This is a genomic window from Myxococcus sp. MISCRS1 (assembly GCF_026626605.1).
Lineage (GTDB): Bacteria > Myxococcota > Myxococcia > Myxococcales > Myxococcaceae > Myxococcus > Myxococcus fulvus.
In genome coordinates, this window is record NZ_JAPNKB010000001.1 from 3,535,536 (window position 1) to 3,550,123 (window position 14,588).

At 71.4% G+C, this 14,588-nt stretch carries 13 protein-coding genes; 6 read left to right on the plus strand and 7 right to left on the minus strand.

The window, feature by feature from the left end:
• Positions 1-53 precede the first annotated feature (53 nt).
• Positions 54-1,397, plus strand: coding sequence for a hemolysin family protein (locus tag OWM54_RS13555; protein WP_223746327.1), 1,344 nt, complete (start codon positions 54-56; stop codon positions 1,395-1,397).
• 3 nt (positions 1,398-1,400) lie between these two features.
• Here OWM54_RS13555 and OWM54_RS13560 read toward each other — a convergent pair whose 3' ends face one another.
• From OWM54_RS13560 to glgA, 3 genes are read right to left on the minus strand one after another with little or no spacing between them, the layout of a single operon-like run.
• Positions 1,401-1,877, minus strand: coding sequence for an LEA type 2 family protein (locus OWM54_RS13560; protein ID WP_223746326.1), 477 nt, complete (start codon positions 1,875-1,877; stop codon positions 1,401-1,403).
• Positions 1,877-2,794 (minus strand): serine/threonine protein kinase, encoded by a 918-nt coding sequence (locus OWM54_RS13565; RefSeq protein WP_046711397.1) that lies wholly within the window; start codon positions 2,792-2,794, stop codon positions 1,877-1,879. The genes OWM54_RS13560 and OWM54_RS13565 overlap by 1 nt, the downstream gene beginning before the upstream one ends.
• A 35-nt stretch (positions 2,795-2,829) precedes the next feature.
• Positions 2,830-4,263, minus strand: a complete 1,434-nt coding sequence (gene glgA, locus OWM54_RS13570) for a glycogen synthase GlgA (protein WP_267697779.1) — start codon at positions 4,261-4,263, stop codon at positions 2,830-2,832.
• A gap of 77 nt (positions 4,264-4,340) precedes the next feature.
• On the opposite strand from glgA, the gene pdxH reads away from it, so the two are divergent.
• The gene (gene pdxH / locus OWM54_RS13575) at positions 4,341-4,925 is read left to right on the plus strand and encodes a pyridoxamine 5'-phosphate oxidase (protein WP_267697780.1); all 585 of its coding nucleotides are present in this window, start codon (positions 4,341-4,343) and stop codon (positions 4,923-4,925) included.
• 17 nt (positions 4,926-4,942) lie between these two features.
• Here the strand turns inward: pdxH and OWM54_RS13580 are convergent, their stop codons facing one another.
• On the minus strand, positions 4,943-5,641 hold the full coding sequence (locus OWM54_RS13580; RefSeq protein ID WP_228556728.1) for an SDR family oxidoreductase: 699 nt from the start codon (positions 5,639-5,641) through the stop codon (positions 4,943-4,945).
• A gap of 96 nt (positions 5,642-5,737) precedes the next feature.
• Here OWM54_RS13580 and hemG point away from each other — a divergent pair, with 96 nt between their 5' ends.
• From hemG to OWM54_RS13595, 3 genes are all read left to right on the plus strand, one after another.
• Complete coding sequence (gene hemG / locus OWM54_RS13585; protein ID WP_267697781.1) at positions 5,738-7,123, plus strand: protoporphyrinogen oxidase; 1,386 nt, start codon at positions 5,738-5,740, stop codon at positions 7,121-7,123.
• 253 nt (positions 7,124-7,376) lie between these two features.
• Positions 7,377-8,432, plus strand: coding sequence for a sensor histidine kinase (locus tag OWM54_RS13590; protein ID WP_267697782.1), 1,056 nt, complete (start codon positions 7,377-7,379; stop codon positions 8,430-8,432).
• Positions 8,429-9,208: a LytR/AlgR family response regulator transcription factor gene (locus tag OWM54_RS13595; RefSeq protein ID WP_223784800.1), complete on the plus strand. Its 780-nt coding sequence runs from the start codon at positions 8,429-8,431 to the stop codon at positions 9,206-9,208. Before OWM54_RS13590 ends, OWM54_RS13595 begins: the two co-directional genes overlap by 4 nt.
• Positions 9,209-9,266: 58 nt before the next feature.
• Here the strand turns inward: OWM54_RS13595 and OWM54_RS13600 are convergent, their stop codons facing one another.
• From OWM54_RS13600 to OWM54_RS13610, 3 genes are all read right to left on the minus strand, one after another.
• Complete coding sequence (locus tag OWM54_RS13600) at positions 9,267-10,013, minus strand: TolB family protein (RefSeq protein ID WP_267697783.1); 747 nt, start codon at positions 10,011-10,013, stop codon at positions 9,267-9,269.
• A gap of 205 nt (positions 10,014-10,218) precedes the next feature.
• A complete protein-coding gene (locus OWM54_RS13605) occupies positions 10,219-11,646 on the minus strand; it encodes a hypothetical protein (RefSeq protein ID WP_223746319.1) in 1,428 nt (475 codons plus the stop codon).
• Positions 11,647-11,760: 114 nt separating this feature from the next.
• Positions 11,761-13,251, minus strand: coding sequence for a glutamate--cysteine ligase (locus tag OWM54_RS13610; protein WP_267697784.1), 1,491 nt, complete (start codon positions 13,249-13,251; stop codon positions 11,761-11,763).
• A 167-nt stretch (positions 13,252-13,418) separates the two neighbouring features.
• On the opposite strand from OWM54_RS13610, the gene rlmN reads away from it, so the two are divergent.
• Complete coding sequence (gene rlmN / locus OWM54_RS13615) at positions 13,419-14,498, plus strand: 23S rRNA (adenine(2503)-C(2))-methyltransferase RlmN (protein WP_046711389.1); 1,080 nt, start codon at positions 13,419-13,421, stop codon at positions 14,496-14,498.
• The last annotated feature ends 90 nt before the right edge of the window (positions 14,499-14,588 follow it).

Here is a 14,588-nt window from a genome sequence, read left to right on the forward strand (position 1 = left end):
GGGGCTCCGGCGGGGTGGAACGGACCCTTAGCACGGGATAAGAACGGTGCTCTATGCCTACCTGGGCCCTCTGGGTCGCCTGCCTGGCGCTGTGCTTCGTCAGGTCGCTGGTCGCCGCGGCCGAATCCGCGCTCTACGGAACGTCGGACCTGCGTGCACAGGAGCTGGCCGAGTCCCACAAGGGCGCGTCGAGCCGACGCGTGCTGCGTCACAAGACCGAGCGCGAGGCCACCGCCACCGCGCTGCGCCTGGGCACCCTGCTCAGCGGGTTCCTCGCCGCCGCCATCGGCGCGTTCGTCCCGCCGCGCATGCTGGATTTGACGCGCTACGGTGAGGCCGCGTGGCTGCCCGTCGCCACCGTGGCCGCGGGCGCGCTGTTCGTCGGCGTGCTGGCCAGCCTCATGGAGGTCACCATGCGGGGCCTCGCCAACGCGAACCCGGAGCGCTGGGCGCTGCGGCTGTCGGGCGTGGTGTCGCTGCTGGTGGCGGTGCTCTATCCGCCCATGCGCGTGGTGCTCGGCGTGCTCAACCTGATGGCGCGCACCTTCGGCCGCACGCTGCGCTTCGAGCCGCCGCCGCCGCCGCTCGAGGAGCTGGAGAAGCTGCTCGCCGCGCAGGCCGCGAAGAACGAGGTCGACAAGAGCGCGCCCCAGCTCATCCGCTCCATCTTCGAGCTGTCCGACAAGCGCTGCCGCGACGTCATGGTGCCGCGCACCGAGGTCGTCACCGTCGACAGCACCATCTCCTCCGAGGACCTGCTGCGGCTGCTCGCCGAGGAGAACCACTCGCGCATCCCCGTGTACCGGGACGACGTGGACCACATCATCGGCGTGCTGCACGCGCGCGACATCATCCCGCTCCTGCAGCACCCGGAGCTCATCGTCCTGCAGGACATCATCCGCCCCGCGCACTTCGTGCCGTGGATGAAGCCCATCGGCGACCTCCTGCGCGACATGCAGAAGCGGAAGATCCACATGGCCATCGTCGTGGACGAGTACGGCGGCTTCATGGGCGTCGTCACGCTGGAGGACATCCTGCGTGAAATCGTCGGCGACATCGGCGACGAGTTCGAGGTGGAGGAGAAGCAGGTCGAGAAGATGGCGGACGGCAGCTTCATGGTGGACGCCGCCATGGAGGTGGACAGCTTCACCCAGGCGTTCGGCTTCCCGCTGCCCGAGGGCGACTTCGACACGCTGGGCGGCTACCTGTCGTCGCTCGCCGGCCACCTGCCGGACGTGGGCGAGCGCTTCACCTACAACGGCTGGCAGTTCGTCGTGGCCAACAAGGAAGGCGCTCGCATCGACCGCGTGCGCATGTCCCGGCTCAAGAGCGCCACGCCGGGCAAGGACACGCGCCCCAAGGAGCCTCGCTCCGAGGCCTCCGCGGCCAAGTCCTGAGCGTCACTCCGCCATGCCCTCCAGCGGGGGCACGTGCGTGAGCTTGCGCGAGCCCTGGGCCCGGAAGGACGCCCGCCGCTCCGTGCCGCCGAAGCGCAGCACCACCCCGCCGCGCAGCCGCACCGGCACCGCCCCCGTCACCGGCACCACGCGCTCGGCGGCCAGCGGGAAGAGCACGCGCAGGGGCACCTCGCCCTGGGGCGCCAGCGCCGCGTCCACGTGCTGCTGCCCGGTGGCCACGCGCCGTCCGTCCACCCACAGCTCGAAGTCCACCGCGGTGAGCGTCGCCGGGTCCGACGCGGGGTTCCTCACCTGGAGCCCGACATCGAGCAGGCCCGAGCCGTCCGCCTGGAAGTCCACGTCCAGCGACTCGACGCGCACCGCCTCGTCATAGGCGCGCGGCTTGAGGGGCACCGCGCCCAGGCAGCCCGGGCCGACGAGCGCCGCCCATGCCCCGAGGACGAGGAGCCGCGCGCGCATCAGCCGCCCAACAGGGGCTGGAGCGCCTCCACCGTGAGGGGCCAGCCCGCCCGGCGGGCCAGCGCCTCCAGCGCCTTGATGAACTCCGCCGCCGACTGGAAGCGCCGCGCCCGGTCCGCGAAGAGCGCCTTGCGCACCACCAGCCCCGCGTAGTCCGGCAGGTCCGACGTCACCGAGGAGAGCAGCGGCACCCGCGCGTCGCGCACCTTGTGCATCAGGTCCGCCTCGTTGTCGCCCGAGTACAGCCGCCGGCTGGCGAACAGCTCCCACAGGATGATGCCCACCGCGAACAAGTCGGTGCGCGCGTCCACCGCCTGCCCCAGCACCTGCTCGGGGCTCATGTACGGCAGCGTGCCGCGCAGCGCGCCCGCGTCGCCGCGCATCATCCCCTCCACCTCCGCCACGCCGAAGTCCGTCAGCTTCACGTCGCCGTTGATGCCCAGCAGCACGTTGGCCGGGTTGAGGTCGCGGTGGACGATGGTGGCGCCGTTCTCCCCCACCTTCGCCCGGTGGATGTAGTCGAGCGCCTTGAGCAGGCACCACGCGATGTAGCACGCGGCCTCGGGCGGCATCGCCGCGCCGGCCTTGAGCAAGAGCTCCTGCATGTAGCCGAGCGTCCGGCCACTGACGAGCTCCTGCACCATGAGGTAGTCCGGCCCCGCCTTGAACAGGCGGAACGTCCGGACGATGTGCGCGTGTCGCAGGCGCACCGTCAGCTTCGCCTCGTCGACGAAGGCCTTCACGTAGGCCGTGTCGTTGCGGAACGACGGGTGCAACCGCTTGATGACAACTTCGTCAGGCTCGCCGGGCGAGCGCTGCGTCGTGGACCGGGCTCGCGCCTGGTACACCTCCGCCATGCCGCCAACGGCCAGTCGGCCGACTACCTCGTAGCCACCCAGGTCCGGAGCATCCGCCACGACACAAGCCTACTGCGATTTTCCGCAGGCACCCACTATTCAGCCATCAAGGCTGAATACAGGGCCTCGTATCGCCGGGCGGAGACATCCCAGGAAAAGTCCTTCTCCATGCCCCGCCGCCGGAAATCCGCGAGCCGGGGCGGGTCCGCGTAGAGGGCCTGGGCCCGGCGGAAGGCGGCCAGGAGCGCCGACTTGTGGAAGGCCTCGAAGAGGATGCCGTTGCCGTCCAGCCCCCCCTCCACGGTGTCCACCAGCCCCCCGGTGGCCCGGACGATGGGGACGGTCCCGTAACGCAGCGAATACATCTGGTTCAGCCCACACGGCTCGTAGCGGCTGGGCATCAGGAAGAAGTCGGCGCCGGCCTCCACCAGATGTGACAGGGCGGGGTCGAAGCCCAGGTGCACGGACACCTGGCGCGGGAAGCGGGCCTGCAGGGCGCGCAGGCCCTCCTCCAGGGGGCCCTCGCCGCTGCCCACGCCCACGAAGCGGAGGTCCGCCTGCAGCGCGGTGGGCAGCACCTCCAGGAGCAGGTCCATGCCCTTCTGCCACGCCAGCCGGCTGACGATGGCGAACACGGGCGCGTCCCCCTCCGGCAGGCCGAAGCGCGCCAGCAGCGCCCGCTTGCACACCGCCTTGCCCTCCATCTCCCGAGGGCCGAAGCGCGCCGGCAGGTAGGGGTCCGTGACGGGGTTCCACTCCTGCACGTCCACGCCGTTGAGGATGCCGTGCAGCCGGTGGGCGCGGCGGCGCAAGAGCCCGTCCAGGCCGTAGCCCTGCTCGGGCGTCTGGATTTCGCGCGCGTACGTGGGCGACACGGTGGTGAGCGCGTCGGAGAACACCAGGCCCCCCTTGAGCAGGTTGACGGTGTCGTAGAACTCCAGGCCGCCCTCCGAGGTGAACAAATCCCACGGCAGCCCCAGGTCCGCCATCGCGTCCTTCTGGAACTGCCCCTGGTAGGCCAGGTTGTGGATGGTGAACACGCTCCTGGCGCGCGACAGCGACGTGGACTGGAAGCCGCGCCGCAGCGCCACCGGGACCAGCCCCGTCTGCCAGTCGTTCGCGTGGATGATGTCCGGCTGGAAGCCCACGCGCTGGGCCGCCTGGAGCGCGCCCACGGACAGGTAGGCGAAGCGCCGCGCGTTGTCGCCGAACTCACCCGCCGCGTCGCCGTACAGCCCGTGGCGGCCGCCGAAGAAGTGCTCGTTCTCCAGGAAGAGGACCTCCAGCCCCTCCGCCACGCGGGCGGAGAGGATGGGCCCGCCCACCTCGCCGAAGGGGAAGCGCAGCTGGAGCGACTGTCCGGTGGGCGCGAGTCGTCCGGCGTCGCGCAAGTCACGGTAGCGCGGGGTGACGACCTTGACGTCGTGACCCAGCGAGGCGAGCGCGGCGGGCAGCGCGCCGGCCACGTCCCCCAGTCCCCCCGTCTTCGAGAAGGGCGCCACCTCCGAGGAGATGAAGAGAATCTTCATGTGACAACCATGACGGTTGCGCCGGATGAGTCAACCGTGAACGTGCGCCCACTGTCCGCGTCCCTTATGGTGCGCCCGTGCTGATACCTCCCGACCCCATCCAGCGCTTCGCGGACGTCTTCGAGCGCGCCAAGAAGGCCATCCCCGTGGACCCCAACGCGGTGGTGGTGGCCAGCGTCGGCGCCGACGGCCGCCCCAGCGCGCGCGTCGTCCTGCTCAAGGACTTCGATGCGCGCGGCTTCGTGTTCTTCACCAACCACGAGAGCCGCAAGGGCCAGGAGCTGCTCACCCACCCCTTCGCCGCGCTGTGCTTCTACTGGCAGCCCCTGGACGAGCAGGTCCGCGTGGAGGGCCGCGTGGAGGTGGTGTCCCCCGAGGAGGCGGACCAGTACTTCAGGAGCCGCGCGCGCGGCAGCCAGGTGGGCGCGTGGGCCAGCCTCCAGAGCCAGCGGCTGGGCTCGCGCGATGAATTGGAGTCGCGCGTGGAGGACGTGGAGAAGCGCTACGCGGGAGGGGACGTGCCGCGCCCGCCGCACTGGTCCGGCTTCCGCGTGGTGCCCGACCGCATCGAGTTCTGGCACGCCCAGCCCAGCCGGCTGCATGACCGGCACGTGTACCTGCGCGACGGCGACGCGTGGCGCACGCAGATGCTCTACCCGTAGCGACGCGGCCCCTCGTGCTACCAGGGCACCTCCGCGCCCTGGTAGTCGAAGAAGCGACCACTGTGCTCCGCGCGCAGCTCATCGATGACGTTGAGCATCCCTCGCACCGAGTCGCGTGGCGGCAAGGGCGCGTCCGGCCCGCCCATGTCCGTCTTCACCCAACCGGGGTGCAAGAGCACGGGGACGATGCCCTGGGCACGCAAGTCATTGGACAGGTTGCGCACGCCCATGTTCAACGCGACCTTGGACATCCGATAGGCATAGGCGCCGCCGTCGCTGTTGGACGACAGCGAGCCCATGCGCGAGGTGACGTAGGCCACCTTGCGCGAGCGGCCCCGCAGGAGCCCCGGGAGCAGCGCGCTGGTGACACGCAGCGGCCCCAGCGCGTTGACGGCGAAGGTGCGCACCACGTCCGCGTAGTCCACGTCCGTCAGCGCGCACCACAACCCTGGCACGCCCGCGTTGTTGATGAGGACATCCACCGGCTCCAGCAGCACCTCGTCGGCGAAATCCCTGACACTCGCCTCGTCGGCCACGTCCAGCGCATGGACTCTCAAGCGCCCCGCACAGTCGTGTTTCAGCGGCTCCAGCCGCCGCCTCCCCTCCTCGGTGCGCACCCCGGCGTCGACGATGTCGCCGCGCTCGAGGAGCTGTTGGACGAACTCATACCCAATGCCCCTGCTCGCTCCGGTGATGACGTAGCGCATGCTCTTCATTAACGCGCCGAATGGATGTCCTTGGCAAAACACGGACGAATGACGCGAGTGAGTGCACGCTGGTCACCGGAAAATTTGATTCAGGAGAGACAACCCATGACTGTCGCCGTCGTAGGAGGTGGGATTTCAGGTCTGGTCGTCGCCTGGCGATTGCGCTCCCGCGGTAGGGATGCCGTTCTCCTGGAGACAACCCCCCGGCTCGGTGGCGCGGTGGGCACGCGCGCGCAGCAGGGCTTCCTCCTGGAGACGGGCCCCAACAGCTTCCTGGACCGCGAGCCCGCCATGCGAGAGCTGGCATCCGCGCTCAATCTGGAACACAGGATTCGCGCGGCGGATGGGGCGGCGAAGCGGCGGTATGTCTACACGCGGGGGAGGCTGCGCTCGGTGCCCGCATCGCCGCCGGCGTTCCTGAAGTCGGACATCCTCCCCTTCGGCGCGAAGCTGCGGGTGATGGGGGAGCTGTTCAGCGGCCGCGCGGCGGCTGGTGTGGACGAATCCCTGGCGGACTTCGGGCGCCGGCATCTGGGGCCCACGGCGACGCGGGTGCTGCTGGACGCGGTGCAGACGGGCATCTTCGCGGGCGACGTGGAGAAGCTGAGCGTGGGCGCCACGTTCCCGCAGCTCGTGAAGCTGGAGCGCGAGCACAGAAGCCTCCTGCTCGGCGCCATCCACGCCCAGAAGGCCCAGGCGAAGGCGCAGAAGGCCCTGCCCGCGGGCAGCACCGCGCCGAAGCTGAGCGGCGCGCTGAGCACCTTCGAGGGCGGGCTCGGCACGCTCATCGACGCCCTGGGCACGGCGCTCGGGGACGCGGCGCACACCGGTGCCACGGTGGAGGGCCTGACGCGGGGAGACGACGGCTGGCGGCTCGCGGTGAGCGAGCGGGGACAGCGCTCGGAGCTGAAGGCGTCCCACGTGGTGCTGGCCGCGCCCGCATACGTGACGCGGGGCCTCCTGGAGCCGCTGGACGCGGAGCTGGCTTCTCGCGTGGGCGGCATCGACTACGCGCCCATCGCCGTGGTGCACCTGGGCTTCGACGCGGGGACGACGCCCGCGCCGGACGGCTTCGGCTTCCTGGTGCCGCCGATGGAGAAGCGCCGCCTGCTCGGCGCCATCCACGCGTCCACCGTGTTCCCCTTCCGCGTGGAGGCGGGCCGGGTGCTGTACACGTGCATGGTGGGCGGCGCGACGCGGCCGGACCTGGTGGCGCTGGACGAGGCCGCGCTGGTGGCGCTGGCGCGCGAGGAGCTGCGGGCGCTCGCGGGCGTCACCGCCACGCCGACGCTCACCGAGGTCTTCCGCTGGAAGCGGGGCATCCCCCAGTACAACGTGGGTCACCTGGAGCGGATGGACGGCGTGGACCGGGCGCTCACGCGCCTGCCCGGGCTGCACCTGGCGGGGAACGCCTACAAGGGCGTGGGCCTCAACGACTGCATCCGCAACGGGCTCCTCCTCGCGGACGCGCTGGTGGACGCGGGGGCCTGAAAGCGACGGCTCGGCCCCGGGCGGCGACCGTCCGGCGCCACCGGGTCAGTGGGGCACGAGGGGCACGTCAGACTGGGCATGCATGCTGCGCAGCCTCCGGAGACCCCCATGCCCCCCACCCTCCTCGTCGCCGCCGCCATCGTCCTGTTCCCCGTCGTCCTCGCCGGAAGCATCCTCGTCGACGCGCTCGAGCTCGACGTGGACAAGGCCCCCGAGCAGTGACGCCTCCGACGGTGTAGGCTCTGTCGGGCGCATGTCGGAGAAGCCCGAAGGGTCCATCGTCCGCGCCACCCTGCGGGCCCTCGCGGAGCCCCGCAGGCTGGTGCCCATCCTCCTCGTCTGCGCCCCACTCGTCGCCGCGCAGGTGAGCTTCAGCCGCGAGCCGCTCGCCCCGCACCTGGGCGTGCTCATGTGCCTGGTCTTCGTGGGCGTGGCCCCCGTCACCTACCGGGTCCTGTTCCCCGGCGGGCTGGATTTGAGCCACGGCGGCGTGCGCGTGCTGATGTACGGCACGCTGGGCAGCGGCGTGGTGCTGATGATGGGCATCGTGCTGCCCAAGCTCCTGGACATGGGGCCCACGTTCCTCACCCAGCGCACCAACCTCATGGTGTGCAACGCGCTGTTCCTCGTCGGCGGCTGGGGGCTGGGGCGGGACATCGGCTTCGAGGAGTCCCTGGCCAAGGAGCGCGCCCGCGCGGCCCGCTTCGCGCTGGAGGCGGAGCAGGCGCAGTTGCTCGCGCTGCGCAGCCACCTGGACCCGCACTTCCTCTTCAACACGCTCAACGCCATCGCCGAGTGGTGCCGCGAGGACGGCGCGGTGGCGGAGGCGGCGGTGCTCAGGCTGTCCACCATGCTGCGCTCGGTGCTCGCCGGCGTGCGCAAGGCGACCTGGCCCCTCTCCGAGGAGCTGGCGCTGATGCGCACCCTCTTCGACCTCCACCTGCTCAGGGACCCGGAGCTGTTCCAGCTCGCGGTGGACATCCGCCCCGGCGCCGAGGACGTGCCGGTGCCGCCGCTGGTGCTGCTGCCGCTCGCGGAGAACGCGGTGAAGCACGGCCCCGCCGCGGGCCACCGGGGCCGGCTGTCGCTGGAGGTGCAGGTGCGCGACGGCCAGGTGGCGGTGGCCATCGAGAACCCCGGCGCCTCCCGGGGGCCGCGCGAGGGCAGCGCGGGCCTGCCCACCGTGGAGCGCAGGCTCGCGCTGGCCTATGGCGAACAGGCGCGCCTGTCGCTCACCAGTGACGCGGAGCGCACCCGTGTCACCGTCACCCTGCCCCGCTCGGGCCCCCTGCCAGGAGTCATCACGTGAGCCCTCCCCTGCGTGTCCTCATCGCCGACGACGAGCTGCTCGCCCGCAAGCGCCTGTCGCGACTGTTGGGCGCGCTGCCCGACGTGCGGGTGTGCGGCGAGGCGGCCGACGGGGAGGCGGTGCTCGCCGCGGTGCGCGCGGGCGGCGTGGACGTGGTGCTGCTGGACATCCACATGCCCGGCCTCAGCGGCCTGGACGCGCTCGCGCTGCTGCCGGAAGACGGCCCTCGCGTGGTGCTCTGCACCGCGCACGCCGAGCACGCCGTGGACGCCTTCGAGCACGGCGCCGTGGACTACGTCTTGAAGCCCGTGGAGCCCGCGCGGCTGCAGAAGGCCCTGGAGCGCGTGCGCGCGAGAATCGGCGCGGAGCCCCGCGCCCGCGGGGACGGCGCCCCCACGGAGAAGCCGCCGCAGCAGGCCCGGGCGCTGGCGCGGCTGCCCATCCCCACGCGGCAGGGCATCGTCCTGGTGGACCCGGAGACCATCTCCCACGCGGCGCTGGATGACGAGCTGGTGACGGTGTTCACCGCGCAGGGCGAGTTCCTCACCGACTTCACGCTCAACGAGCTGGCGGAGAAGCTGCCCCAGGACCTGTTCCAACGGGTCCACCGCCGGGCGCTGCTCAACCTGCGCCACGTCGCCAGGCTGGAGCCCCTGGAGACCGGGGGCTACCTGGCGCGCACGTCGCGGGGCCACGCGGTGGAGGTCAGCCGCCAGTCCGCGCGCGAGCTGCGAAGGATGCTGGGTCTGCGCAAGGGCGCCGAGGACGAGGGCTGACCGCAGGTCCCCCTCGCGTGTCGCGGCGCGCCCAGCTCGCGCCGCACCTCACCTGCGACTACTGCACGCTCACCTCGACGTCGACGAGCTGGCCGTTCTCCTCGCGCTGGAAGCGCACGTTGCCCTCCTCGGTCCACGCGGGCGAGGTGCCCTGTCCCAGGCTGTAGGCCGACGCGACGTTGTCCTGGGCGTCGAGCTTCATCACCCGCACCTCGGTGGTGGTCGTCGTCTGCGGCGCGAGGTAGACGATGATGCGGCGCTGGTTGGGCCCCCACTGCACGGGGGTGTTGCTCACCGGGGCCGGCACGTAGGCGGGGTCCGTGGCGAGCGACGTGCTCCGGTTCGTCACCTGCATCAGGTTCTTCCCGTTGGCCTTCACGCGCCAGAAGGACGCGAGCCCCGAGCGCAGCTTCGACTGGAACAGGATGCTCTTGCCGTCCGGCGTCCACGACGGGCTCTGGTCGTCATGGCCCGTCGTCAGCCGCTCCGTCTTGCCGTTGCTCGCCTTGTAGAGGTGGAGCTCCGCGCTCTTCACCGGCTCGCCCACGTTCCACGAGGAGGGCAGCTTGGCGAACACCACCTGGCTGCCGTCCGGCGACACCGACGGGGCGCTCGCGCGCTCGGCGATGAGCGTCGACTTGCCGTCCTTCACGCCGTACAGCTGCTGGCTCGGCGTGAGGTAGACGATGATGCGTCGGTCCGCGACGGCGCCCTGCGACTGCTCCGCCACGGTGGCGTCACCGCCGGAGGATGCGGCCTCCATGTCCGCGCCACCGCAAGCGGTCAGCGCCAGAGAAGAAGCCATCCACATCACGAGTGTCCCGCGACGAGCGATGCTTCGGACTTCATTCGGATGCATACGGTCCTCTGTGTGAAAATTTCCGCTGCCGAGTACGAATACTGACAAAGGAGTCTGACCCGCACTCACGGGTATTTCACGTCAGACTGCTGGAACAATCCACCCAGTCTCAATTGACCCGCCGATTACCCAACGCGCCTCTCGCACCGCGTCAGCGGTTGACGAACAGCGCCGGGATGCGCGCCGCGTCGTCGCCCAGCACTTCCGAGAGGAGCTGGTGGGCAGGAGTGGGAAGCGTGGTGCCGGCGCGTGCACAGCGGGAAGCCTCGTCCAATGTGCGCATGGGCACGTCGCAGTAGGACTCGCGCCAGTGGACGGAGAGGGACTCGGCGAAGCGGCGGGCCATCAGCTCCACGCGCTGCTCCAGCCAGCCCTCGGGCGAGGTGAAGCTGGCGCGGCGCGGGCGAATCTCACCGGGCTCGAAGTGGACGTCGTGCTCCAGCGAGGACTCGGACAGGTGGTCCTGGAGCACCGTCGCCAGCGGGGCCCGACGCGCGTCCAGCACCCCCGAGGAGGACAGCGTGAGCTGGTGCTCCACCGACAGGCGCAGGGCGTGGTACTCGAAGGTGCGCGCCACATCCCTGTAGCGCGTGACGGGCACGGTGAAGTTGCGCGTGTACGTGCGCACCTTGGTCACCTTGCGCGTCTGCGTCTTGCCGTCCTTGTCGGTGTACGTCTCGTCCGCCTCGAACGGCTCCTCGATGGTCTCCTTGCGCTCCTCGTGGTCGGTGTAGGGGACGCGCTCCGTGTACGGTGCCGTCATGGCCACGTTCTCGCTGCCGCGGCGCGTGTCGAAGCGGCCGGCGAGCAAGAGCTCCGGCTGGGGCTTCGCGGCGGGCGAGTACCAGGGCGACAGCTCGTAGGCGCGCGCGAGCCGCGAGCGCAGGAGCGCCATGCGCGCGGAGTCGAGGCCCGACACCTGGCCCTCCCACGTGGGCACGCCGGTGAGCTCGGGGGCCGGAGCGGGCTCGGGGGCGGGCTCGCGCCAGTGGCGGCAGTAGCGCGACACCACCTCGCGCCAGTGCGCGCCGGTGTCGGACGTCACGGCCTTGAGGCGCCCGCAGGTGTCCTTGCCGCTCTGGAGCACGGAGGACTCCATCTCGCGCTGGATGCCGACCATCTCCTTGTGCGCGAGCAGCGGGCGCTTGCGGATGAGCGCCTCCTCCGCCGTCAGCGCGTGGCCCTGGCTCGCGGGCGCGACGATGACGGCGCGCAGGTGCCGGTGCGTGCCCTCCATCTCCTCCAGGAGCGAGCTCTCCAGGCCGCCGCTGAGCTTCGCGTTCCACTGCACGCGCCGGTCGAGGAAGCGCAACAGGTCGTCCTCGGCCTTCTCGTCGATGCCGTCCAACCGGAAGCGCCGCGCGTTGCCGAGCAGCTGGCTGAGCGCCTTGCCGCGCAGGCCATCGCGCTCGATGACCAGGGACTTGTCATGCGGGTCCTTGGCGACGAGGTCGTCATAGAGGCTGGCGGCCTCGACGAACTGGCCGTTGCGCGCCAGCTCGTCGGCGCGACCTCGCAGGGTGGAGCAGGCACTTCCCAAAAGAGCGAGCAGCAACAGCGGAGGAAGGAGTCGGGACATGGGCGCGAAGAGCAGGACCTCTGCCGCTGACGTGGCGGGCGCCCGGATATTCGCCCCAGCCGCGCCCGGCTCGCAACGACGGGGGTCCTCCCGAGGCCGCCCGCCCGCCTGGGCCTACTCCACCGGCCAGTCGTGCACGGGGGCGCCGGAGGCCGTGAGGTCCAGGTAGCGCTCCAGCATCGCCGCCAGGGCGTCCCTGCGGGGCATGCCCGCCTCCAGCCGCGTGAGCACCTGCCGCTGCCAGCGCGCCCCCGTCCTGCGCGTGTCCACCCGGCGGGAGATGACCTCCATCATCCGGTCCGCCTCCTGTGCCTCCACGCCCGCGGACACCAGCCCGCGGTGCGCCACGGGGACGAGCCTGCGCACCAGGTCCACCACGGGCACCACGCGGGGACTCGGCGCGGACTCACCCGGCCACAGCAGCTCCGCGTCCAGCCCCTTGCGCGAGGCGCGGATGAAGTTGCCCGCGGCGTGCGCGAAGGGCAGCGCGGGCAGCAGCGCGTCGATGCGCTCGGCGAGCCCCAGCGTCAGGCCCAGGAGGAACGCGCCGTTGGCCACCATGTCCACCACGGAGGGCCCCGCGGGCAGCGCGCGCAGCTCGATGCGCAGGTGCCCCGCGTCCTTCGGGTCATAGACGGCCCGGTTCCAGGACCACACGGTGCCCTGGTGCAGCCGCAGCTCCTCCAGCCCCGGCGGACGGCCCGAGGCCGCGTGCTCCAGCGGGGACTCGTGCCCCACCACGGGCAACAGCGGCGCGTGCAGCGCGACCGACTCGGCGAACAGCTCGTAGGCGCCCTCGCGCACCCAGCCGTGGCCGAACGTCACGCGCCCGTGGGGCTGGAAGCCGCCCTCGCCCGGCTCGCCCCGGTCATCCACGGACTGACGGAACAGCGCCACGCGTGTCTCGTCCCAGAGCTTGCGCCCCAGGAACAGCGGCGAGTTGGCGCTGATGGCCAGCGCGGGCGCGGTGGCCAGCTGCGCGGCGTTGTACAGGCGCGCGAAGTCGGCGGGCGTCACGCGCAGGTGGAACTGGAGGGACGTGTTCGCGCCCTCGAGCGTCGTGTCGTCCCAGGCGAGCGTCAGCGCCTCCTCGTCGCCCCGGATGGCGACCTCGATGGGCTTGCCTCGGCGCTGGCGGATGGCGTTGTTCAGCGCGCGGTAGCGAGGCTGGGCCGTCAGCGCGCCCTTGCCCAGGTCCGCCTCGCGCAGCGTGGGCAGGATTCCAATCACCGCCACCCGCGCGCCCTCGGCCGCCGCCGCGCGCCGCACCTCCGCGAGCGCGTCCTCCAGCTCCGCCTCAAGCGCGGTGAAGGGCCGCCCCGCCAGCGGCCCCGGGCGCAGGTTGACCTCCAGGTTGAAGCGGTTCATCTCCAGCGTCACGCGCGGGTCCTTCGTGCGCGCGAGCACCTGCTGGTTCATCGGCAGCGGGAAGCCCCGGTCGTCCACGAGGAACAACTCCAGCTCCGCGCCAATCGTCGTCGGTCCTTCGCCGAAGCCGGGCCTGGCGAGGACGACGCGCAGCGCCTCCAGGCTCTCGTCGAGCCTGCGCGAGAAGCGCTCGAAGTCCTCCGGACCGAACTGCTCCTGCTGGATGGAGAGCCCCATGCGCGGACAACCTGTGCACGGTCGCCCGCACCGGCAGCACTCGCCAGGGGCTCGCCGGCCCGGCCGCCGGGACTGCCTCGGGCCGTCCGCTCCGGAGGCACGCCCGTCTTCCACCCCGGGGCACCCGGGTGACGAGGGGCCCGGGTGTGTTATCTGGCGTCCTGGCCATGCCGTCCGACACGCCCACCAACCTCTACGACCTGACGCGGCCCGCGCTCGGCGCGCTGCTGTCCGACTGGGGCTACCGGCCCCACCACCGCGACGTGCTCTGGTCCGGCCTGTACCGACAACAGGCCCGGGCGCTGGACGAGGTAGAGGGGCTGCGCGCGGACCTGCGCGAGGCCCTGCGCGAGCGCGCGCGGCTGGGACAGCTCACCACGCACCACGAGGCGTTCAGCTCCGACGGCCACACCCACAAGCTGCTCATGAAGCTGGAGGACGGACAGACCATCGAGACCGTCCTCATGCGCTTCAAGGGCCGCGCGACGGTGTGCATCAGCACCCAGGCAGGGTGCGCCATGGGCTGTGTCTTCTGCGCCACGGGGCAGATGGGCCTGTCGCGTCACCTGACGCCCGGCGAAATCGTGGGACAGATTCTGCATGTGCAGCGCATCCTCCGCGAGTCGGGCGAGACGCTGCGCAACGTCGTGCTCATGGGCATGGGCGAGCCGTTGCACAACTACGACAACACCCTGGCCGCGGTGGATGTCCTGGTGGACCCGCTGGGCCTGGCCATGGCGCCGCGCTTCATCACGCTGAGCACGGTGGGCGTGGTGCCGGGCATCCGTCGACTCGCGGACGAGGACCGACCGGTGCAGCTGGCGGTGAGCCTGCACGGCGCGACGGACGCGGAGCGCGCGGCGCTGGTGCCCGCGGGACGACGCTGGCCGCTGGCGGAGCTGATGGACGCGTGCCGCTACTACATCGCCCGACGCAAGCGCCGCATCTTCTTCGAGTGGACGCTCATCGAGGGCCGCAACGACACGGTGGAGCACGCCCACACGCTGGGCGCGCTGTTGGGTGACATGGACGCGCACGTCAACGTCATCCCCCTCAACCCCACGGTGGGCTACGACGGCGGGCCGAGCCGACCCGAGTCGGTGCGCACCTTCCAGGACGTGCTGATGTCGCACGGTGTCCCCAGCACCGTGCGTCAACGCCGGGGCATCGACATCGACGCGGGCTGCGGTCAGCTCAAGTCCGCCGTGGAGCGACGCTCGCGCCGTTCACTTCCCACCAGCCCGTGACGCGCTCGCGCGCGCATGTCAGCCGCGCCCGTTAACGTCGCGCCGCCGGAGGCCTTGTGCCGAGCTCCGGACCCACACCCTCATCTTGTG